Source organism: Neobacillus muris (genome assembly GCF_943193175.1).
GTDB classification, from domain to species: Bacteria; Bacillota; Bacilli; order Bacillales; family Cytobacillaceae; genus Neobacillus; species Neobacillus muris.
On record NZ_CALPDF010000004.1, the window covers coordinates 115,019 to 136,312 of the forward strand.

25 protein-coding genes are annotated in these 21,294 nt (G+C 42.7%); 4 read left to right on the forward strand and 21 right to left on the reverse strand.

Features of this window, described 5'->3' with window-relative positions:
• The first annotated feature begins 15 nt into the window (after positions 1-15).
• Positions 16-1,380 (forward strand): amino acid permease, encoded by a 1,365-nt coding sequence (locus NFS43_RS04565; RefSeq protein ID WP_251549931.1) that lies wholly within the window; start codon positions 16-18, stop codon positions 1,378-1,380.
• A 55-nt stretch (positions 1,381-1,435) separates the two neighbouring features.
• On the opposite strand, the gene NFS43_RS04570 is transcribed toward NFS43_RS04565, so the two are convergent.
• From NFS43_RS04570 to NFS43_RS04585, 4 genes are all read right to left on the reverse strand, one after another.
• Positions 1,436-2,212: an enoyl-CoA hydratase-related protein gene (locus tag NFS43_RS04570; protein ID WP_251549932.1), complete on the reverse strand. Its 777-nt coding sequence runs from the start codon at positions 2,210-2,212 to the stop codon at positions 1,436-1,438.
• A 90-nt stretch (positions 2,213-2,302) separates the two neighbouring features.
• Positions 2,303-2,932: a LysE family transporter gene (locus NFS43_RS04575; RefSeq protein ID WP_251549933.1), complete on the reverse strand. Its 630-nt coding sequence runs from the start codon at positions 2,930-2,932 to the stop codon at positions 2,303-2,305.
• Positions 2,933-3,056: 124 nt separating this feature from the next.
• On the reverse strand, positions 3,057-4,097 hold the full coding sequence (locus NFS43_RS04580; protein WP_251549934.1) for a glycosyltransferase: 1,041 nt from the start codon (positions 4,095-4,097) through the stop codon (positions 3,057-3,059).
• Between the two features lie 21 nt (positions 4,098-4,118).
• Complete coding sequence (locus tag NFS43_RS04585; protein WP_251549935.1) at positions 4,119-5,792, reverse strand: DUF6044 family protein; 1,674 nt, start codon at positions 5,790-5,792, stop codon at positions 4,119-4,121.
• Between the two features lie 180 nt (positions 5,793-5,972).
• On the opposite strand from NFS43_RS04585, the gene NFS43_RS04590 reads away from it, so the two are divergent.
• On the forward strand, positions 5,973-6,959 hold the full coding sequence (locus tag NFS43_RS04590; RefSeq protein WP_251549936.1) for a potassium channel family protein: 987 nt from the start codon (positions 5,973-5,975) through the stop codon (positions 6,957-6,959).
• 1 nt (position 6,960) lies between these two features.
• Here the strand turns inward: NFS43_RS04590 and NFS43_RS04595 are convergent, their stop codons facing one another.
• From NFS43_RS04595 to yugI, 5 genes are all read right to left on the reverse strand, one after another.
• The gene (locus NFS43_RS04595; protein ID WP_251549937.1) at positions 6,961-7,368 is read right to left on the reverse strand and encodes a YugN-like family protein; all 408 of its coding nucleotides are present in this window, start codon (positions 7,366-7,368) and stop codon (positions 6,961-6,963) included.
• Between the two features lie 249 nt (positions 7,369-7,617).
• Positions 7,618-8,967, reverse strand: a complete 1,350-nt coding sequence (locus NFS43_RS04600; RefSeq protein ID WP_251549938.1) for a glucose-6-phosphate isomerase — start codon at positions 8,965-8,967, stop codon at positions 7,618-7,620.
• Positions 8,968-9,148: 181 nt separating this feature from the next.
• A complete protein-coding gene (locus NFS43_RS04605; RefSeq protein WP_251549939.1) occupies positions 9,149-10,312 on the reverse strand; it encodes an iron-containing alcohol dehydrogenase in 1,164 nt (387 codons plus the stop codon).
• Between the two features lie 91 nt (positions 10,313-10,403).
• Positions 10,404-11,606: an ornithine--oxo-acid transaminase gene (locus tag NFS43_RS04610; RefSeq protein WP_251549941.1), complete on the reverse strand. Its 1,203-nt coding sequence runs from the start codon at positions 11,604-11,606 to the stop codon at positions 10,404-10,406.
• Between the two features lie 86 nt (positions 11,607-11,692).
• Positions 11,693-12,091, reverse strand: a complete 399-nt coding sequence (gene yugI / locus NFS43_RS04615) for a S1 domain-containing post-transcriptional regulator GSP13 (RefSeq protein ID WP_251549943.1) — start codon at positions 12,089-12,091, stop codon at positions 11,693-11,695.
• Positions 12,092-12,311: 220 nt separating this feature from the next.
• On the opposite strand from yugI, the gene NFS43_RS04620 reads away from it, so the two are divergent.
• Entirely contained in the window at positions 12,312-12,557 is a 246-nt protein-coding gene (locus tag NFS43_RS04620; RefSeq protein ID WP_251549944.1) for a helix-turn-helix transcriptional regulator, read from the forward strand.
• A 210-nt stretch (positions 12,558-12,767) separates the two neighbouring features.
• Here NFS43_RS04620 and NFS43_RS04625 read toward each other — a convergent pair whose 3' ends face one another.
• The 6 genes from NFS43_RS04625 to NFS43_RS04650 all read right to left on the reverse strand — a co-directional run bounded on the left by NFS43_RS04625 (position 12,768) and on the right by NFS43_RS04650 (position 16,372).
• Positions 12,768-13,031, reverse strand: coding sequence for a DUF1871 family protein (locus NFS43_RS04625; RefSeq protein ID WP_251549946.1), 264 nt, complete (start codon positions 13,029-13,031; stop codon positions 12,768-12,770).
• A 46-nt stretch (positions 13,032-13,077) separates the two neighbouring features.
• Positions 13,078-13,455: a PH domain-containing protein gene (locus tag NFS43_RS04630; protein ID WP_251549948.1), complete on the reverse strand. Its 378-nt coding sequence runs from the start codon at positions 13,453-13,455 to the stop codon at positions 13,078-13,080.
• An 87-nt stretch (positions 13,456-13,542) separates the two neighbouring features.
• Positions 13,543-14,742 carry an alanyl-tRNA editing protein gene (locus NFS43_RS04635; RefSeq protein WP_251549949.1) on the reverse strand — a complete coding sequence of 400 codons (1,200 nt, stop codon included), beginning with the start codon at positions 14,740-14,742 and terminating at the stop codon, positions 13,543-13,545.
• A 159-nt stretch (positions 14,743-14,901) separates the two neighbouring features.
• Complete coding sequence (locus NFS43_RS24345) at positions 14,902-15,213, reverse strand: spore coat protein (protein WP_277613897.1); 312 nt, start codon at positions 15,211-15,213, stop codon at positions 14,902-14,904.
• Between the two features lie 140 nt (positions 15,214-15,353).
• The gene (locus NFS43_RS04645; RefSeq protein ID WP_251549951.1) at positions 15,354-15,563 is read right to left on the reverse strand and encodes a hypothetical protein; all 210 of its coding nucleotides are present in this window, start codon (positions 15,561-15,563) and stop codon (positions 15,354-15,356) included.
• A gap of 80 nt (positions 15,564-15,643) precedes the next feature.
• On the reverse strand, positions 15,644-16,372 hold the full coding sequence (locus NFS43_RS04650) for a peptidylprolyl isomerase (RefSeq protein WP_277613900.1): 729 nt from the start codon (positions 16,370-16,372) through the stop codon (positions 15,644-15,646).
• A 129-nt stretch (positions 16,373-16,501) separates the two neighbouring features.
• Between NFS43_RS04650 and kapB the strand changes: the two genes are divergently transcribed.
• On the forward strand, positions 16,502-16,885 hold the full coding sequence (kapB, locus tag NFS43_RS04655; protein ID WP_251549953.1) for a kinase-associated lipoprotein KapB: 384 nt from the start codon (positions 16,502-16,504) through the stop codon (positions 16,883-16,885).
• Positions 16,886-16,922: 37 nt separating this feature from the next.
• On the opposite strand, the gene kapD is transcribed toward kapB, so the two are convergent.
• From kapD to NFS43_RS04685, 6 genes are all read right to left on the reverse strand, one after another.
• Positions 16,923-17,546 (reverse strand): 3'-5' exonuclease KapD, encoded by a 624-nt coding sequence (kapD, locus tag NFS43_RS04660; RefSeq protein WP_251549955.1) that lies wholly within the window; start codon positions 17,544-17,546, stop codon positions 16,923-16,925.
• Between the two features lie 171 nt (positions 17,547-17,717).
• Positions 17,718-18,098 (reverse strand): hotdog fold thioesterase, encoded by a 381-nt coding sequence (locus NFS43_RS04665; RefSeq protein ID WP_251549957.1) that lies wholly within the window; start codon positions 18,096-18,098, stop codon positions 17,718-17,720.
• A gap of 140 nt (positions 18,099-18,238) precedes the next feature.
• Positions 18,239-18,472: a hypothetical protein gene (locus NFS43_RS04670; RefSeq protein WP_251549959.1), complete on the reverse strand. Its 234-nt coding sequence runs from the start codon at positions 18,470-18,472 to the stop codon at positions 18,239-18,241.
• 144 nt (positions 18,473-18,616) lie between these two features.
• A complete protein-coding gene (locus tag NFS43_RS04675; protein WP_251549961.1) occupies positions 18,617-20,125 on the reverse strand; it encodes a leucyl aminopeptidase in 1,509 nt (502 codons plus the stop codon).
• Between the two features lie 63 nt (positions 20,126-20,188).
• Complete coding sequence (locus tag NFS43_RS04680) at positions 20,189-20,569, reverse strand: DUF309 domain-containing protein (RefSeq protein WP_251549962.1); 381 nt, start codon at positions 20,567-20,569, stop codon at positions 20,189-20,191.
• 98 nt (positions 20,570-20,667) lie between these two features.
• A complete protein-coding gene (locus NFS43_RS04685) occupies positions 20,668-21,276 on the reverse strand; it encodes a 3D domain-containing protein (RefSeq protein ID WP_251549964.1) in 609 nt (202 codons plus the stop codon).
• Between the last annotated feature and the right edge of the window lie 18 nt (positions 21,277-21,294).

Here is a 21,294-nt window from a genome sequence, read left to right on the forward strand (position 1 = left end):
AAAAGGAGAATGTTGATGGGTCACTCAAAGACAGGGGCACAGGAGGGTCAATTAAAGTGGTGGCAGCTTTCTTTATTTGGTGTAGGCTGCACAATTGGCACCGGCTTTTTCCTTGGCTCCAGTTTAGCAATTAAGATGGCAGGGCCATCCATTTTGATTGGTTATATGATTGCTGCGCTTGGCACCTATTTTGTTTTCGATGCCCTTTCCAAAATGACAGCCAAGGAGCCTCTTGAGGGCGGTTTTCGTTCCTATGCCAAAAAAGCTTATGGAAAATGGGCAGGTTTCAGCAGCGGCTGGGTTTATTGGTGCTCCGAAGTGCTGATTATGGGAAGCCAAATGACAGCCCTTTCGATTTTTTCGCAGTTTTGGTTTCCAAAAGTGCCTCTTTGGCTATTTGCTGCGGGCTACGCGATCCTTGGGCTGGGAATCATTTTGATTGGTGTTGGCGTTCTAAATAAAATCGAAAATATTTTAGCTGTATTAAAAATATCGGCTATTCTGATGTTCATCGTGCTGGCCTTTCTTGCCATTTTTGGCGTGATTGATGGGGATCGCCCGATTCAATATCCGGATGAAACGCGGGACTTTTTCCCTGGGGGATTTACCGGGTTGTGGTCAGCTGTCCTATTTGCCTTTTATGCATTTGGCGGAATCGAAATTCTTGGATTAATGGCCAAAAATTTAAAAAACCCCAAGGAAGCACCGAAAGCAGGGAAGGTTATGCTGTTTTCCCTGATGATCATCTATGCCCTCTCGATTGGCCTGGCTGTGATGATGGTGCCCTGGGATCAATTCAATACGAAGAAAAGCCCGTTTGTGATTGCCTTAGATGCCTATCATCTTGCCTTCGTACCTCATTTTTTTAATGCTGCCTTAATTATTGCCGGATTTTCGACGATGACTGCCTCACTGTATGGGGTGACAAGCGTTCTTGTTACCCTGGCAAAAGAAGGAGATGCCCCGGCCAGCTTTGCAAAGGAGGGAAAGTTAAAGGTTCCGCTGCCAACTTTGCTGATTACCGTAGCAGGCATTACCTTCTCAGTGCTGGCAGCACTGTTGATGCCCAATCGGATATATGAATATATTACAACCGCTGCAGGTCTCATGCTGCTTTATAATTGGGTATTTATCCTGGCATCATCGAAAAAGCTTTTGGAACTAAAAGCTAAGGACAAAATCAAATATACCCTAGGTGCAGCCTTTATTTTTACAGCTGTGGCCGGCACCCTGTTCCACGCCACAAGCCGGCCAGGATTCTTCATTAGCCTGGCATTTGTCGCAATCATCGCACTCATCACCCTGCTAATGAACATAAAATGGAAAAAAACAGAAAAACAAAAAAGAAAAAGCATCCTTAAGCCATGGCCAACAGCATAGGGGACAGTCCCCCGGCACTTTACAGCATTAACGGAGTGGGGGACTGTCCCCATGTTTAAACGCCTTTGAAGTTAGGCGGGCGTTTTTCTTTGAAGGCTTTTAGGGCTTCGGTTCGGTCTTTTGTTGGAATGATGACTTCGTATGCTTTTGTTTCAATGGCAAGTGCTGTTTTGATGTCCACATTGGCGCCATGGTTGATGGCGTATTTGGCTTGGATCACAGCAAGGGGGGCATTCCGGGTAATTTCTTGTGCCAGTTCGATGGCAGCGTTCATCAATTCCTTCCGTTCCACCACTTTATTGAAGATTCCCAGTTCATATGCTTGAAAAGCGTCTATTTTTCTAGCAGTGAGGATTAATTCTTTCGCCTTAGAGGTGCCAATTAACCGAGTTAGCCGCTGTGTCCCCCCGGCTCCCGGGATAATTCCCCAGCTTACCTCCGTCAAGCCTACTACCGCTTCCTTTACGGCGATACGAAAGTCACAAACAAGAGCAAGCTCCAATCCGCCTCCAAGGGCATAACCATTGATGGCCGCAATCGTTGGCTGCGGCAGTTCTTCAATCAAAGTAAAAACATCCCGGATCATCCTGACATTTTTGAGGACTCCTTTTTCGTCTAAAGTGCTGCGTTCCTTTAAATCAGCACCTGCACTAAATGCTTTCTCACCCGCTCCAGTAATAATAACAGCCCGTACCTCTTTATCTAATTTCAGCCCTTCTACAATCTCTTTCAGCTGGCCCAAGCTGTCCGAATCAAAACAATTTAGTTGATTGGGACGGTTAATCGTAATAATGGCCAATGAATCATCAATGATCAACTGTACTTTACTCAAACTATTCCCTCCTCGTATTCTAGGAAACTTCAAGGATAAAAATGATTCGCAAGACAATGGTATTTTCTTACATATTAATAGGAGCGTTTTTTACCTGTCAAATAAAAGATTAAAAGCTTGGAAGCCAAAATAGATACCAAACCCGATTAAGGAAAGTCCGGAAAGAAACGAAATCACCACCAGCAGTTTAGAAGTTAAAAAATTGCGGAAGCTGCTTGCTACACTAGCCATCGTAATGTCCCAAATGAACAGCCCGATAAAAATAGCGCTGCTGTATAGCACTAATTGACTTGTTTCATAGGTCGCCGCTGTCTTAGCCAGAACAGACCCATAGATTCCCAGCCAAAACAAGATGGTCAGCGGATTGGAGATGGACATAAAAAATCCGGTGAAAAAGGATTTTATCAAGGGTTCTTTTCCCCTGGAATGCTCCAAAGATATTTTTCCGGCATTGATCAAAGTCTCCACTCCTGTATAGATGAGGACGAAAAACCCAAACAGCCAGAGAAAAGTCTGGACCATTTCTGCTTCTAGAAACCTAACGACCCCTATGTAAACCGCAAGCATATAAATGCCATCAGCCATCACTGCCCCCACTCCAATTAACCATGAATGCATAAAGCCGTTACGAATGCCTCGGTCAATTTGTGCTGCATTAATTGGTCCAATGGGAGCAGCCAGCGATAGCCCTAACAGGATATAACTTAAAAATACATTCATTTTCCTCTACTCCTCCCCTAAAAGCCTGTCTACCCATATTTATTCAGGCAGGGAGGGTTGTACGACAAAAAAATAAACAGGCTGACCTGGAAATCAGCCTGTTTATTAAAACCGAATCGAAGAATTATTGATTCGTTTCAGAAACTTTATGGTGATCAATTTGGTAGATTTCATCCTCTCCCATTGAATTTAATAAATGCCGCCTCGGCATTGGAAGATTTAATGTATCGATGTCGATGATATATTTAGGCCGCTGCTTGGCCTCCTTATAAATTTTGCCGATATATTCGCCGATCACCCCAATGGCAATTAATTGCAGACCTCCGATTAGCCATATTGAGATAATTAAGGACGTCCACCCCGTTTGGGTTGCTCCAAGAAACTTTAATGTGACAAAATAACTTCCGAATAGCAGGCTGGCCATGAAAGAGACCAATCCTATGACTAACACAAACCGGATCGGTGAAATCGAGAAAGACGTAATCCCGTCAAAGGCAAACGCAAGCATTTTCTTCAGCGGGTATTTTGTTTCACCAGCTTGTCTTTCCAAGCGGTCATAATAAACGATATCCGAACGGAAACCAAGTAATGGAACAATTCCTCTTAAAAATAAATTGACCTCCTTAAATCGTGCCAGTTCTTGCAATGCCCTTTTACTCATGAGACGGAAATCTGCATGGTTGTATACAAGGTCGACTCCTAACTTCTGCATCAATTGATAAAAGCCTTGAGCCGTGCTTCGTTTAAAGAATGTATCAGTCTCACGGCTTTTTCGGACACCATATACAATGTCACAGCCTTCCTGGAATTTTATGATAAAATCCCGGATGACGCAAATATCGTCCTGAAGGTCTGCATCAATTGAAATAGCACAGTCCGAAACATCCTTCGCTGCCATTAGTCCTGCAATCAAAGCGTTTTGGTGCCCCACATTTCGTGCTAATTTCAACCCGCGAACGATTGGGCTGTGTAACCCTTCCTTGTAAATCAAATTCCAGGTTTGGTCCTTGCTTCCGTCATCCACAAACAAGATTTTGCTTCTATCAGAAATCAGCCCTTCCTTCATCATTTCTCCCAGCAGCTGGCTAAGCTGGGCAAATGTTTCCGGCAATATGGCTTCCTCATTATAGCAGGGTACTACAATCGTAAGAATTGGTTCGATCATCTGCGTCTTTACCCCCGGTATCTAAAATGTCCTGTATAAGTAAATTTTCCAAGCTGAAGCTTTCGAATTAAACACCCTTTCCAGCTTCAATTGGTTCTGCTCCGCATTATCAATGGGCAATGCAGAAAAGATGTAACGGCCGCCCATTTCCTTAAAAACTCCAGTATTGAGTTCCAGGTTTTTCAAATGCCGTTTTGAATCTTTTTTAATCATGTACCGTTTACCGAGCTGGGCAGTAAACAAATAACAGCGCCCACCCCATTTATCAAAATATTTACGGATTGTGCTATTTTTCTCCAGCTCTTTTTCAATGATTTTTCTAAACTGATGTTTATAGCTCAGCGGATAAAAATTATTATAGGTATCAAGCGTATAAAACCCATTATATTGGGCAATCGCCGGATGAATCCCAATGCTGGCGACCCGGTAATTCTCTGGCGGCTGCCCAATATATGCCTTAATATCATGAAATAGCTCTTCGGCATAGAATTCTTTGACCGTTGGTTTATCCCGGTAAATGATTTCATCGTTAAATAAACAAAGAAGCAAAATCTGCAGGGCTGCCAGCCATTTCGCTGTTTGAGACCAACTGAATCCCTGCAGCGAAATTATCTTTAAGGCAAGAGCAAAACTCGCATAAATTACCATAGGCCTCAAAAAATGATAGCGGGCAAAGTTAAAGGTATTCATAAAATGGAATTTTTCCGTTAACGGCTGCCAGCCTTTGTAAAACCAAAACGCATACCACAACGACAAAAGAAAATTCAGCACGAAGAGGAACACGAAGGTTCGTTCCTGCCGCCATAATTTTTTGGAATATACAAAGTAGAGGGCCAGAAACGCTGCTGGAACAATAATAAATGTATGGACCGTCATGACATGCGTGTGGCCAAGAAAGTAATTTTTGAAGGTCAGCCGTACCGAATGCCAGAAAGACAGCTGGGCGTGAAAATATTCATCCCGGCTGTTGGGCTCTCCCTTGACGAAAAAGGAGTAAACCAGCCGATACTCGACTAGCATAAAAACAAAGGCCATATACATAATGGAAAATAAGAACCGGTAATTCCAGCCCTTTCGCCTCACTGCATCTGTTAGCCACAAGATTCCCATTGCAGATAGGAAAAAGAAAAATCCCAATACAATACTGGCATAGAACGGAAGGAAGGTCAGAACCGCATAATTTTTTAACGACTCCTCCCCCTTGCGTATGTTTAAGAATGCCCAAAGGGCGAGAGGCATCCCCAATGTGCTCAGCATTCCAGACGGCCAGAACGGGGTTAAGGCAAAAGCAAGGGAAGCAGCAATATTAAGGGAAATCCACTTTTCTCCTGAAAGAAAATGCTTTCTTAATAAGAGATACATGCCGAAAAATGCAACCACTCTGGTTAACGCCTGGTTAATCCCGTAGGCAACCATAGTCGGAAACAAGGAAAACAGCCAGACGATGATACTATATTCCGTTCCAAATGCATTCCTCGGGAGGTACCCGTTGATGATTTGCGGGATTACCCCTGAAATACCTCCAAACATCTGGCCGCTGTGTGATAGCACTTTGTACCATGCCAAATTGGAATCTAAATTGTCATGGACCCTGATATGGGCATTTTCCTGCAGGATAAACAATGGCAATAAGTAGATTGCCAGAACGAGCAGGGCAAAAAGGACATATCTTTTCTCTTTCTTTGATACCATCATCACTTATCTGCACCTCAAAAATGGCAATTAATGGGCTTATCCCCTCTTAAAGTCTGCATTAACACAAAAGTTTATTCCTTTTCCATATTTAATTGTTTTTCAAGAATGATAAGAACCCATTATTAGATGATAATTTTTCGTAAATAATAAGATGTGCGAATCGAAAAAGAGGTGAAAAGGATGCCCAACCGAATGTTTATCAGCTTTCTGCGAATGCCGCTGCTTGTACGAATTTTGTTCATTGCCTTGCTGGTGTTCTTTACATTTGGTGTCTCCATCCATCTTTTGGAGCCGGACACCTTTCCATCGGTCTTTGACGGCATTTGGTGGGCCATTATAACGGCTTCAACAGTAGGGTACGGTGATTATGTCCCACATTCCCTTTTGGGGAGAATTACCGCGTTAATTTTAATTTTATTGGGGGTGGGATTTGTCTCTTCCTATTTTGGAACGCTGGCTGCCGCAGCGGTAACAAAGCAGGATGCCTTTTTGGAGGGTAAAATCGCCTTTAAAGGGACAGGCCATATTATTATCATCGGGTGGAACGAAAGATCAAAAGAAATCATCCACAAGTTAGTCCAGATGAAGCAGTCAAAAATGATTGTCTTAATTGACGAAACCTTGGAGGAAAACCCAGTGCAGTCCCGGTATCTCCATTTTATTAAGGGAAAGGCCCATGTCGATGAGACGATTATAAAAAGTGATATTCAACATGCGGAGAAAGTGCTGATTACAGCCGACAGGGGACATGATGAACTACAGGCAGACATGAACAGTATCCTAACATTGCTGACAATCAAAGGGCTCTGTCCGGAGGTAAAATGCATCGTAGAAATTTTGACGGCAGAACAAGCCATAAACGCAAAACGGGCAGGTGCAGATGAAGTGATCCAATCCAATAAGCTTACCAGCATTGTGATGATGAACAGCATTCATGCTAATGAAGATGGACTTTTATCGACCATTGTTCACCTGCTGCAGGAAAATCGATTATCTACCTTTATTGCCTCCAATTCCGATATTGGAAAAACCTATCAAGAGCTTAGCCAAAATAAAGCCAATCACGGGTGCCTTTTGATTGGCATAAAAAGAGGAGAGGAAACGCTGCTGAACCCTCCCCGTTCCATACAAATTAAGGAAAACGACCTGCTATTGGCCTTGCAGTAAATTAATCTGGAAGCAGCAATGATTCCAATTTTGAGACAAGTGCTTTCCCATCCTCAACACATTGGCTTGGAATGCTGTCATCCTTATCCACCGGCTCTTGAAATTGATTAAACGAAGCAGAAAAGTTCCCCGCCTCACCTTGTACATCCACCCCTGCTTCATATTGGTGTGAAAGCAAGAACGGTCTCCCCAGCTTCACGGTACAATTGCTGGCATCTAACTGGCTGTCAACTGCTGTAAACGGCAGTCTAAGGAACTGATAGCCCTGTTCATCATTCAGTTTGTAGTCAAAACAGCCATGATCATAATCCCAATTCCCGCCAATCGAATATCCGATTGGTTTTAATTTTTGCTCCAGATCATACAAATCAAACTGCTTTCCCTCAACTTTTGATGGCAATTCAATCATCATCATTCCCCCTTTTATCCATTCCCTGTTAGTTTCTCCAATGAGGCAAATTCCATTAAAAAAGAGGCTGGCCAAAAAGCAAAGGGGTCAGAACACTTTATGGACAACCCCAAAATTCATTTTTTCTCCTGATTTCGGTCACGTAGAAGCTGCCCCCCCCAAAAAAACAAAAGCAGGCGGAGAAAAAAGACTGTTTTTTCTCCACCTGCTTTATTTTTTAGGACTTACTAGTCAGTCCCTTTAATCACATTATTTTAAGCGTTTTTCAAGTTCCGCTTTGATCTCTTCAAATCCAGGTTTTCCTAATAGGGCAAACATGTTCACCTTATACGCTTCAACACCTGGCTGATCAAATGGGTTAACTCCAAGCAAATAACCGCACATGGCGCAGGCCTTTTCAAAGAAGTAAACAAGATAGCCAAATGTATACTCGTCCATTTCAGGGATATTCACAATTAAATTTGGAACCCCGCCGTCGGTGTGGGCAAGCATCGTTCCTTGGAATGCTTTATTATTAACAAAGTCAACCGTTTGGCCCGCCAGGTAATTTAACCCGTCCAGGTCATTTTCAAATTCTTCAATCGTCAATTCATGGCGCGGCTTTTCCACTTTTATAATCGTTTCAAATAAATCACGGCGGCCTTCCTGAACATATTGGCCAAGCGAATGCAGGTCAGTTGAGAAATTGGCTGAGGAAGGATAAATCCCTTTTTGGTCTTTCCCTTCGCTTTCCCCAAACAGCTGTTTCCACCATTCTGAAAAATATTGCAGCCCTGGCTCATAGTTAATTAACATTTCAATGGTTTTTCCTTTATTGTAAAGGATATTTCGAACAGCAGCATATTGATAGGCGGCATTTTGTTCCAATTCCGAGCTGTTAAAATCATTTTGGGCCTGACGGGCTCCAGCCATCATATTTTCAATGTCTGCACCGCTCACAGCAATCGGCAGCAAACCAACAGCTGTCAGGACAGAATAACGGCCGCCAACATCGTCAGGAATCACAAATGTTTCATAGCCTTCTTCGTCAGAAAGGGTTTTTAGTGCCCCTCTTGCCTTATCCGTGGTGGCATAAATTCGTTTGCGGGCTTCCGCTGCACCGTATTTCTCTTCTAACAGCTTGCGGAAGATCCGGAAGGCGATAGCTGGCTCCGTTGTCGTGCCTGACTTGGAGATGACGTTGATGGAGAAATCTTTTCCATCAAGCAAATCCATCACATCTCTCATATAAGAGGAGCTAATATTGTTCCCAACAAAAATAATTTGCGGCGTTTTCCGCTTTTCTTTAGGCAGGGCATTGTAAAAACTGTGCTGCAGCATTTCAATGGCGGCTCTTGCCCCCAAGTACGAACCACCGATTCCAATGACAAGAAGAACATCTGAATCCGATTGAATCTTTGCCGCTGCTTTTTGAATCCGTGAAAATTCTTCTTTATCATAGTTGGTTGGCAGGTCGATCCAGCCGATAAAATCACTTCCTGCCCCCGTCTTTTCATGCAGGGAATGATGGGCAACCTTTACTAGGTCCCGTAGGTATGTAATTTCATGCTCTCCAAAGAAGGCAAGAGCTTTCGAGTAGTCAAAACGAACGTGTGTCATCGATACTCCTCCAAAATTTTATTTTCACTAATCACTTTAACGAATGATAACCAGAATATCAAGGTTGTGCTTATGATGTAAGCGTGCCCATTTTGGATAATTTTTTTGCACTCCGCAAAAATTGGATTTCTATTGGATGACAAATGAAGAACCCGGACCAATCGATCCGGGTTCTTGTTCATTATAATGAAGCCCGATAAATGGCTAAAACATCTTCATGATTCAACTTGGCAAATCGGCCAAATTCGCCATTTGCCATTGCCCGGTCCGCCATTACATCCAGTTTGCTGTCATCAATATCATAGTCTGCCAAGCGGGATGGTGCCCCTATGCTGTTCCAGAATTCACGAAGTTTCCGAATGCCCTCCATGCCTGCTTCTTCTGCTGTTTTTCCATCCGGATTGACTCCAAACACTCTTACAGCCAATTTTTTAAAGCGCTCCGGCTTCACACTTAGATTATGCTCCATCCAGTGCGGGAATAAAATGGCAAGTCCGCCGCCATGCGGGATATCATACACGGCTGAAACAGCATGCTCAAGATTATGCGTTGCCCAATCTCCGTTATAGCCCATGTTTAACATGCCATTTAATGCCATGGTCCCACAGTAAAGAATCGTGGCACGGTGCTCATAATTTTCAAGGTCCTCCACCAATTTTGGCGCAGTCTCCATCACTGTCAAAAGCAAGCCTTCACACATGCGGTCCTGAAAATCTGTGTTTTCTTCATGATGAAAATAGTGTTCGAACACGTGTGACATCATATCCACAATTCCGTAAATGGTTTGATTTTTTGGTACCGAAAAGGTATGTACCGGGTCCAAAATGGAAAATTGCGGGAAGGTAAATGGACTGCCCCAGCCGTATTTTTCATTTGTTTCCCAGTTGGTAATGACGGAACCTGAGTTCATTTCAGAACCAGTAGCAGCAAGCGTTAATACCGTACCAAATGGAAGCGCCTCTTTAGCGAATGCTTTTTTTGTCACAAGCTCCCAAGCATCGCCTTCATATTTTGCACCTGCAGCAATAAGTTTCGTGCAGTCAATGACGCTTCCGCCTCCCACTGCAAGCAATAATTCAATTCCTTCCTGCTTACAAATTTCTATCCCTTTGCGTGCTGTGGTGACGCGCGGATTCGGCTCCACACCGGAAAGTTCAAAAACCTCCGCCCCAATTTCCTTTAACAGGTTCATAACTTTGTCATATAAACCGGTCCGTTTAATACTGCCGCCTCCATAGACAAGCAAAACTTTTTTGCCAAAGCGGGGGACCTCTGTTTTTAATTGGTCAAGCTGGTCTTTTCCGAAAATTAATTTAGTCGGGTTATTAAAGGTAAAATTTTGCAAACTCCAGCACCTTCCTTTCCAGTTTCATTATAAATATAGTCTGTTATTTTGCCAAAAAAATTGGTTCATTCTCAGGGGGGGACCGATTTTTTCACCCCATTACTTTGCGAATCCGCTCAAGCGCCCAATCCAATTCTTCCTTCTTAATAACCAATGGCGGAGCAAACCGTATAACATTGTCGTGAGTCTCCTTGCATAACAAACCCAGCTCTTTTAATTGTTCACAATATTTTCGCGCAGGTTCATTGAGAACCATGCCGATAAACAATCCCCGTCCACGCACTTCTTTTATCAGCGGATTTTGTATTTCTTTTAGTTTCTCAATAAAATACTCTCCAAGCTCCAGTGACCGTTCAGCAAGCTTTTCCTCTTCCAACACCTGGAGCGAAGCCATAGAAACCGCACATGCCATTGGATTTCCCCCAAAGGTGGATCCATGTGAACCTGGATTAAATACACCTAAAATATCTTTGTCCGCCGCAACACAAGAAATAAGAAATACCCCGCCGCCCAGTGCTTTCCCCAAGATATACAGATCCGGCTCAATCCCTTCCCAGTCACAAGCAAACATTTTACCGGTTCTTCCTAGACCTGCTTGGATTTCATCAGCCATAAATAATACGTTATGCTGTTTACACAACTCATAAGCAGACTCTAAGTATCCTTCCGGCGGAATGACAATTCCGGCCTCCCCTTGAATAGGCTCTACTAAAAACGCCGCAGTATTCGGGGTTATCGCTGCTTTTAGCGCTTCCAAATCACCATAAGGGACAAGCTTGATTCCAGGAAGCATGGGTCCAAATCCGCGTTTATACTCTTCCTCTGAAGATAAGGATACCGCTGTCATTGTCCGGCCATGGAAATTGCCTGCACAGCCAATAATTTCGGCTTTGTTTTCTTTAATCCCTTTTACATCATACCCCCAGCGCCTTGCCGCTTTTACCGCTGTCTCTACCGCTTCGGCACCTGTATTCATGGGCAGTACCATTTCTTTATTCGTTAATTGGCAGATTTTCTCACACCATGGGCCTAGTTGATCATTATGGAAAGCACGTGATGTCAATGTTACCCGATCTGCTTGCTCCTTTAGTGCTTGAATGATTTTTGGATGGCGGTGTCCTTGATTGACTGCCGAGTAAGCACTTAGCATATCCATGTATTGGCTGCCTTCGGGGTCCTTTACCCATACCCCTTCGGCATAAGCAACCACAATCGGCAGCGGGTTATAATTTTTGGCCCCATACTTTTCAGTTACTTCAATAATTTCATTGGTTTTGTTTCTTACGGATGACATAGCCGTTCCTCCCCAAATCAATTAGTAAGTAAAAAAATAAGGACTAGTACAAACAAAGAATATGCAAGTCCTAGACCTTATTATGGTTATTTTTTTATTGCGCCTTCACGCTGGGACTGGTCAATCCACTCCTGCAGCTTCTCTTTTAATGTGTTGAATCCCTGTTGTCCCTCGACCTCTGGAATAATGGCGGCTGCTTGGCGCTTACGAGGCTTCTTGGCCTTTAGAGTTTGGGCAGGTGCTTCTTCAGTCGCTTTAATCGAAAGGCCGATTTTTCCAGCATTCTCATCAACGGATAACACTTTTACCTTAATTTCATCGCCAACCTTAAGGTGATCATTAATATCCTTTACATACCCGTGAGTAATTTCCGAAATATGAACAAGACCTTGTGTATTTTCGTCTAATGCCACAAATGCTCCATATGGTTGAATTCCTGTTACTTTTCCTGTTATGATACTACCTGGTTCAAATTTTTCACTCATGAAAACACTCCTAAATATACAATTTAATTTTCCTATTTATATGCAATAAATAATTATATCATAATTAGATCTCCGAATCAAAAAAGTATCCGCATCATTTGTGGGATTAACATTAAAATCCATGGATTTGTAACATAATTGTCAATTCAAAACTCAATATGAAGTTCATTCCATGGTAAACTAAGGTTGAATAACCATTCAAAAAAAAGAGGTGATCAGTATGAGCCGTTCAATGGGCCAAACCATTAAAGACGCACGGGAAATACGGAAGATGACTCTGGAGGAGCTTGCAAAAAAAATGAGAGTAGGGATCCATACGATTGAAAGATATGAATCCGGGGAGCAAATTCCTAGCAAGGAAACCATTTTAAAGCTGTCCACAGTATTGGATATCCCAGCTTCTGTCCTTAATGACAGCCAGAAACATCATACAGCCTCCTCACCAGAAGATTTTTATCAAATATAATAAATGAGAATAAGCTTGACCAAATATCCTAAGGATTCTCTGCATTCTCAATCATTTTTTCTTGGAAATAAGTATAAAGGCGGGAAGAACTGGATAACATGATTCTATAAGCTTTCTAGTATTCCCCCCCTTTTTGAGCGGACAACTTTTCAAAGTTGTCCGTTTTTTTTGGGGAAAGCGAATGCTAGATGGCTCTGAACCCTTTTCTCATTATATAGAACAGGATTGGTCCGCTTTAATTTCCAGCAGCTTCAAGGCAATATGACAGCAACTTTCCTGCGGAATGACCCTTTCAAACGAGAATTCATAAATAGATTGGATTTGTTTCGCAAGTTTGGCAGGATCATCCATTACATGAACAGCCTGAATAACATCTGCAATCTCTGTTTCATAACCTCCCGCACGTAAGCCGAAAGGATCCCATTCGTTTAAAACGTCCACATAATTTAAGTTGGTTTGAACTTCTTCTCTCATGTTTCCACCTATCGTTTTTCTTCTGTCATTTTTTTGCCAAAATGCCTTATTTCAGCACATAGGCTGCCAGGACACTTTGGAGTTCATATATATTTAAGTTCTTATTGAATTGCTTTTGCAGCGGAAGAGCGTTTCCCGAAATCCAAATTTTCAATTCGGCATCCAAATCAAAGTTTCCCGCCGTTTCGATACTAAAGTGGGTGATACTTTTATACGGGATGGAATGATACTCCACTTTTTTTCCGGTCACTCCCTGTTTATCGACTAAAATTAACCGTTTATTTGAAAAGAGAAACAGGTCGCGGATCAGCTTATACGCCTTTTCAATTCTTTCATTTGGCGCCAAAATTTTAGCATATTCTTTTTCCACTTCGGCCACATTGATTTCAGAGGCATTTCCCATTAAGCCGTCAAAAAAACCCATACACATTCTCCTCATGCTTTGATATTTTTTAGTATACCTATTGCCCTAGAGATAGAAAACGGAAAAGACTATTTTCCAATATTTATTTTAAATGTGGAGAGCTATTTGTTGGATCGAGTCCAGCAGCTTCTCACCTGTCATTATTGCTTCTCCTCCGCCCTGGGCAAAGCGGTCATTGCCTCCGCCTTTTCCATTAATAAGCCGGAGTGTTTTCTCTAGAATTTGTTTCATACTTTCATGTCTTGCTTCTCCTCGCGCGCATACTAGCTGGAGACGGTTTTCATTCTCTGATATGAGGAAAACTGCCGTTTGAGTATTTTCTGCCGTCACCTGTCGGGCCAATTGCTGAAGCTCTTGAATGGTACGGTTTTGAAAAACAGCTCCCACAAGGCGATGGCCGGATTTTTCGAGAAGTTCTCTTGCCTCATTCCTAAGCATAAGCTCCTGATGTTTTTCCAGCTGTTTTTCGGCTGCTTTTATACTTTCAAGCATCCTGATAACAGCTTGCTCCATATCCTGTTCAGGGGCATTTAATAATTTGGCCAATTTCAGAAGAACTTTTTGCTTTTGGCCAAACTGGACCAAAACCCGCTCCCCACAAATAAAGCTTAGGCGGACTTTTTTCTTTTGCCGTTCCCAATTCAATATTTTAATCGCGCGAACCTCTCCTGTAGCTTTAGGATGGGTTCCGCCGCAGCCATTGTAATCAAAGCCGGGAATAATCACTAACCGAATATTGTCCTTTACTTTCGTTTCTTTCCTAAGAGGGAAATCTAAAAGCTCAGCTTCCGTAATCCACTTCGTCTCAATATCCCTGTTCTCGAGGATGATTTGATTGGCCAAACGCTCAGCCTCTGCTGCCTGTTCATCAGACAGCTGTTCCGTCTCCAAATCAATAGTAACCGCCTCATTCCCAAGGTGAAAGCCAATTGTTTTATACTCAAATAAGTGATCAAAGGCAGCGGATAAAATATGCTGGCCTGCATGCTGCTGCATATGATCGAACCTGCGCTCCCAATTAATCGTGCATGGGACCGGCTCATTTAGATCATCTAAAGGTAAAGGGCTGTCAAGGTAATGAAAGATTTCCCCTTCCGCTTCTTCGACATTTAGGACCTGTTTATTGGCGATCATCCCGGTGTCGTTAGGCTGCCCTCCTCCTGTAGGATAAAAAGCGGTCTGATCCAGCACTGCCCGCCACTTGCCCTCCTTGTCCTGCTCCTGTCTTAAAACATGTGCTGTAAACGACGTTATGTATGGATCTTCGTAAAAAAGCTTAGTAGCCAATTTAAACACTCCTATTTTTTTCAAACCTGCTAACCACATATCCTCAGTATAGTAGAACAAGCCCAAAATGAAAACCTGCCCTTTCATGAAAGGCAGGCTTTTGGAATAGTAAAAGGAAAGGAAATGATATCCTTAACAAACACATGCGGTTGAATGTTTTTAGTTTTTGGTATCTTTGTCCTTTCTATATCCTCCAAATTGGCCGAACTGTGGATATCCCCCCATTTGCGGATAGCCTCCCATTTGCGGATGGCCTCCCATTTGCGGATGGCCTCCCATTTGCGGATAACCTCCCATTTGCGGGTAGCCTCCCATTTGCGGATAGCCTCCCATTTGCGGATAGCCTCCCATTTGCGGATGTCCTCCCATTTGCGGATAACCTCCCATTTGCGGGTAGCCTCCCATTTGCGGATAGCCTCCCATTTGTCCAAGAAGACTTTGCAGCCCACCGGAATATTGCCGTTTTGTCATCGTGATCGCCTCCTTTTTGCCTCAAGATAGAGTATGTCTTTCTATTTGGATTAGCTTAGATATTCACCTAATTCTTTTAGAATCAACACCCAATTCCAATAAAAATGGGTTATTTCCCCGCAAAAAAAGAACAGCACAGGTCAGCTGTTCTTTTGCTCGGTTTGATTATTTCTTAAGCGCTCTTCTAATATTTTCGCCTTCTGTTCTTCCCGTTTAGATATCTTTACAAAAATACGCATGGCAATAAGGGCTCCCGCCATAAAAATCACCAGCGATACAACTGCGGGAAAGTATTCGGATTTATCCTCCGGAAAATATAAAAACAACGACAAGACCAATGATTGAAACATTTGATATTCTCCCTTTCTGCAGAGAGCATGTACTAATACCTAATTATAGCAATATTACATGTTTCATTCCAATCATCAGCCTATTTAAGGACCTTAATTCCTTTTATGGTGACATCGTTTTGTGGTTTATCCTTTGCATCCACCGGCGTGCTGGCAATGGCATCGACCACATCCATTCCTTCAATGACCTGTCCAAAAACAGTATGCCGGCCATCCAGCCATGGGGTGCCGCCATTTTGGCCATAGGCATTGATTATTTCATCAGGGTAGCCCGCTTTTTTCATTTGTTCCTTCATCGAGGGGTCAAGCTTCGTGCTTTGGACGATGAAAAACTGGCTGCCATTTGTATTGGCACCTGCATTCGCCATCGATAACGCGCCGCGGATATTAAACAGATTTTGGGAGAATTCATCCTCAAACGGTTTCCCCCAGACACTTTCCCCTCCCGTGCCATTTCCATTTGGGTCGCCGCCTTGAATCATAAAATCCTTAATCACTCGATGGAAAATGAGCCCATTATAATATCCTTGTTCGCTATGTGTAATAAAATTTTCCACTGCTTTAGGAGCGTATTCCGGAAAAAGTTTGATTTTAATCGTTCCCATCGATGTCTCCATTTCCACAAGGCGCTCATTGTCCGAAACCTCATTTGTCAGCTGAGGATAAACGCGGTTTTCCACTTGGCTGTCTCCTTCCTTCTGCTCAGTCTTCGATTTGGAAGCTTCTTGCTTTGCTTTGTTATGACTTGTCCCACAGCCAGTGAGGCTTAGGAGCAGAACCAATGACAGGCATATTAGTATCATTTTCATATGGTTTCTCATACTAGCTTTCCTCCAATATTTCACTTTTATTAAAATAGGATTGCACTATATTTTTAATTTAGCTTTTTTCATAATAAAATGAAAGAAACAAATCTTGCTGGTTAAGGAGCGATCGTAGTGGAAAACATGAAGGAAGGCACTATTGTAACGGGAATCTACAAAACAGGGAAATATATCGGGGAAATTACAGAAGTCCGGCCACTGGATTATTTAGTAAGAGTGTTAGCCGTAATCAAACATCCTATGCAGGGTGATTTGCATCATCCAAAAGAGGCTGATGTAGCGTTTTTCCATGAACGGCGTGCCCTAAGCTATAGGGAGCAGGCCAAAATCCCTAAACAGATGGTCAAGCCTTTTGACGGGGAAGTGCCGGGTTACCGTGAATCCTTGATAGAGGCGATTCACAAAATGAAAGAGGAACTAAAGGAAAAACCATCCGAATGGGCTGAAAAAAGTCTGCAAATGATTAACTCATTAGAACAGGATTATTTCAAAAATTAATGATAAAAGGCCAAATCTGTTAAGAGGATTTGGCCTTTTACGCGAATTCATTTAATAGCTTGGAAAAATCAATGCGATCACCTATGGTGGTCGGTTGTGGCTTTTCTAAATATCGTTTATCCTTTTCTACCAGCTTAAAGATATTATAGGTCGTCAAAGCATCGTCCAAGGCCCGGTGATGCCGGCCAGTGCCCTCTTTGCCATATTCTTGAACAGCTTTCCAAAGTCCCGTTTGATTTTGGTCTCCAAAGAATCGCTTGTACTCCATAGACAAATCTAATTCATGCGCATGAAACGGGAAAGGAACTCCCGCTGCCAAACAATTTTGCCTTAGTACCTTCATATCCATATTGCCCCAAGTAACAATAGTGGTGTCCAGTTTATTTTTTGCAAAATCCTCCAGTTTACGAATGAATTCAAAAAAGGATAAGCCTGTGTCTACTTGCTCCTGCGATATATGTAAGAACGATTTGCAGCGTTCCGATAATTTGGGGAATTTTAGCGGAGTGACAAAGGATGAAAACTGCTCCATTATTTGATCATTGATCACAGCAACTATTCCAACCTCAATAATTTCTGCAAAGAAATCCTTCGACCGGACATTTCGCTCCGGCATAGTAAACTCAAAGTCAATAAATAGATACTGTTTCTTTATGGCCATTAAATTCACCACCTTTTCATTCATCTGTAATACATTATATAAAAAAACTGTACTAGATAATTGTGCTTATATCTTACATTATAGCATGAATTCCCATTAAATTTTTTAAATTTTGAATAAACAGAGCTAAAAAAAAGGATAGAAAAATCTATCCTTTTCCCATTTGCAGCATCAATCTTTCTTTTTAATAATGGCCATTGTACATCTGGAAACACAAATAAGCCTATCCTGTTCGTCCGTTATCTTAATATCCCAAACCATGGTTGTTTTCCCTTTATGCAATACGGTCCCCACGGCAGTGACCATTCCGTCCGGCTTTGGCCGGACATGGTTCGCATTAATTTCCAGCCCTGCCACGACTTCGGTTTCTTTGTCCACTAATTCATAAGCCCCTACACTTGCCACTGTTTCAGCCAATGCTACAGAGGCTCCCCCATGGAGAATGCCGAATGGCTGCCGGGTTCGGCCATCGACCGGCATGGCGGCGATTACTTTTCCTTTTTCAATTTGGACCAATTCAATCCCCAGTGCCGCAATTAACGTATCTTGCATGTTTTGTACTTCCTTTCTTAATATGTAATGGTTATTAAATCTAATTATTCTATCTATTCTGGTAATATCCTTTATATTTTTTGGAAATCCCTTTCGATCTCATGGAAAAACAGCCCATTTTACGAGCTGTTTCTACGATCCTAATAAAATCCCGGATATCCGAAGGCCGGGTTTCCAAAGCCTGGGTATCCCCCAAAACCAAAACCAGGATATCCGAAACCTCCATAAAACGGCCGTGCTGCAGCAGCTCCTAAACCGCCTCCAATGAGTCCTCCCAAAAAGCTAAGCCCGCCAATTGCTAATGGCAAGCCCCATCCCCAGCCGAGAAACCTTTGATCCTGAACTGGGTAGGGACTTCGATAATAAGGGTACATCGAGGACTTCCCTCCTTTTCTTTAAGGTTCTATTTTTTTCTATATTATTTCATATGCAATAAGGCAGGGAATGGAGTGGGCTGGCATAGTGCTGCCTTTTTCTCCTTAAAAAGGCTGACCCGTTTTTGAGTCAGCCCCCACTAATCATTTTTTAATAGGTTCAAAACGTTCAACAAATAAGGCAAGAGTCCGCGTCATGACGCCAGTTGCGCCAGCTGGCCCAAGATCATATTCTTTCTTGGATGTTGCTGTACCGGCGATATCCAAATGGACCCATGGCGTTCCTTCAGCAAACTCCCCAATAAAGGCTCCAGCTACAATAGCGTGGCCTTCACTCCCAGGAGAATTATTTAAATCCGCTACAGGACTGTTTCGAACCCGCGCTTTTTCCGACTCAAACAATGGCAGCTGCCACATTTGCTCTCCTGCTTCCATTGAAGCCTCCAGCACCTGTTCATATAATGGTTCATAATTCGTCATGGCTCCTGTGGTATTCACGCCCAGCGCGGTAATGACGCCTCCGGTCAATGTCGCTACATCCACAAGGTAGCTGGCACCATGATGTTTGGCATATGTAATCGCATCAGCTAAGACCAGACGCCCTTCGGCATCCGTATTTAAGACTTCTATGGTTTTTCCGCTCATTGATGTAATCACATCGTCTGGTTTAAAGGCTTTGCCGCTAATCATATTATCTGTAGAAGGAATTACCGCAACGACATTTTGTTCAGGTTTTAATTCACCGATAATCTCCATGGCGCCAAGGACTGCTGCTGCACCGCCCATGTCGGTTTTCATGCCGACAATTCCAGCCTTGGTCTTAATGGAATATCCGCCTGTATCAAAGGTAATTCCTTTACCGACTAAACCAATAACATCGGTCCATTCCTCTTTACCTTGATATTTTAAAACAATCATTTTGGGAGGTTCAACAGACCCTTGATTAACGGCCAGGAAAGCGCCCATGCCAAGCTTTTCAATTTCAGGTTTATCCAATATCTCCGCTTCAAATGGATACTTGGCAGCCAGATTTGCCGCATAATCGGCCAAATCCGTTGCCGTTAGCAGATTCCCTGGTGTATTGACAAGGCTTCTTGCCGAATTGGTTCCCTTGCCAAACGCATATCCAACTGTTAGCGAAGCGCGCACATCTTCTTCCACGGCCCCTTTACTATACAGGGTCAGTGTTTCTATTTTTCGTTCCGGCTCATTAGACTTTTGCCTATAGCCTTCGAATTGGTAGGAAGAAAGTGCAAACGCTTCACCTACTGCATGAGCGGCATCAAGACTGTCCAGCTCTTCTGTCAAAAAAGAATCCAAATAGACGGCAGCTTCGGTCAATTTACTTCCATTGATCTCTTTAAAAACCTTGCCAAGGACATTTCTTAATTGGTCAAAGGTTAACTCCTTTTCCTTGCCTAGTCCGACAAACCAAATTCGTTTTGCCCCCATTTTCCCTAAACTATGTAATTTACTGATTCGCTTTAGCTTGGCTGAGACATCCCCTGCTTTCACCAGATCAGTCAGCTGGCCATCAAACGATTCATCGACTATTTTCAGCGGTCCTGCAAATTTTTCTGGACGGTCAAACAATCCAATAATCAAACCTTCGTGTTTATCTGCTGCTGAAAACTCATTTTTATATTCAAACAATATTCTCCACCTCCACAAACTTCAAATTTTATTATATCTGAAAAAAATATTTATTTCGACTTTCTAATCATCCTCTAAGTACAAGAACAGCTGAGGCAGCTTAGGCAATTGATCCACTTTTTCAAACGAAACACGATCAATCTTTTGCGGAAAAACGGCTAATGCCTGTTCAATGAATGGATACACCTTCTCCAAGTCGAGCCCCCAAAACCTGGGACGGTAGGCTTGCAAATACTCGTAAGCCGTTCTCATCATCGCTCTTGCGCCTTTAACATTGCCATACTCATAATGGTAAATCGCCACACTCATTTGCAATAGTCCCTTTAAAAACAAATTATCCTTTTCCGTCATCCACATCTCTTCGAGCAGGTCATGGCATGTATAATAATCCCCCTCATTAAAACTGACAAAAAACTCATAGTACTCAATTGGGTAGTCCGCCATGTTCTCCTCCCTTTTTCCTTTCAGTCTTACCTATATTTTATGGAATAGAGGAAGGTTTTGTCATTTAACGAGCAAAAAAACAGGCTGGATCGGCCTGTTTATCGATTTTCCGAGTGAATATATTGCTGTCTAAAAACCTGCAGCGATTTATCTTCGTTTAAGGCTTGCAGTTCTTCCTCCGTTAATTTACCCGTCCCTTTTTGGACAATATAAACATCAACTGTCCTTTTGCCCCATTTCTGATAAACATCTTCTACTGTTTCGTAATAGAGATCCAACCGATTTCCTTTAATGGCTCCCCCTTTATCGGCTACCACGCCATATCCATAGTCGGGAATAAATAAAATTGTTCCAATCGGGAAAACCGATAAATCCGCTGCAATGGTCGAAAATAAATCCCGCTTTACTTTAACCCCTGAATAGGTTATTCCATATTCCGGGTGGCCTTGCTGTTTTCCTGTCGATTCCACTCCGGCCGTATAACCGGTAGCGGTTACTGTCTGTTTTGGATATTTAGACCAATCAAAAGCATCTTCCAATGATGATGATGAACTGGAAACGGCGCTGCTGTGAGACAAACCGTTGGCCATCTTTGTGATCAATGTATGGGCATCAACGCCTGATATCGCTTGGAATGTAACGAAGAATGCCATTAAGAAAAGGCAGGTCATAGTAAATCGTTTTATCCCATTTTTCATTTTTTTCATTAAAAATTTCACTCCTCC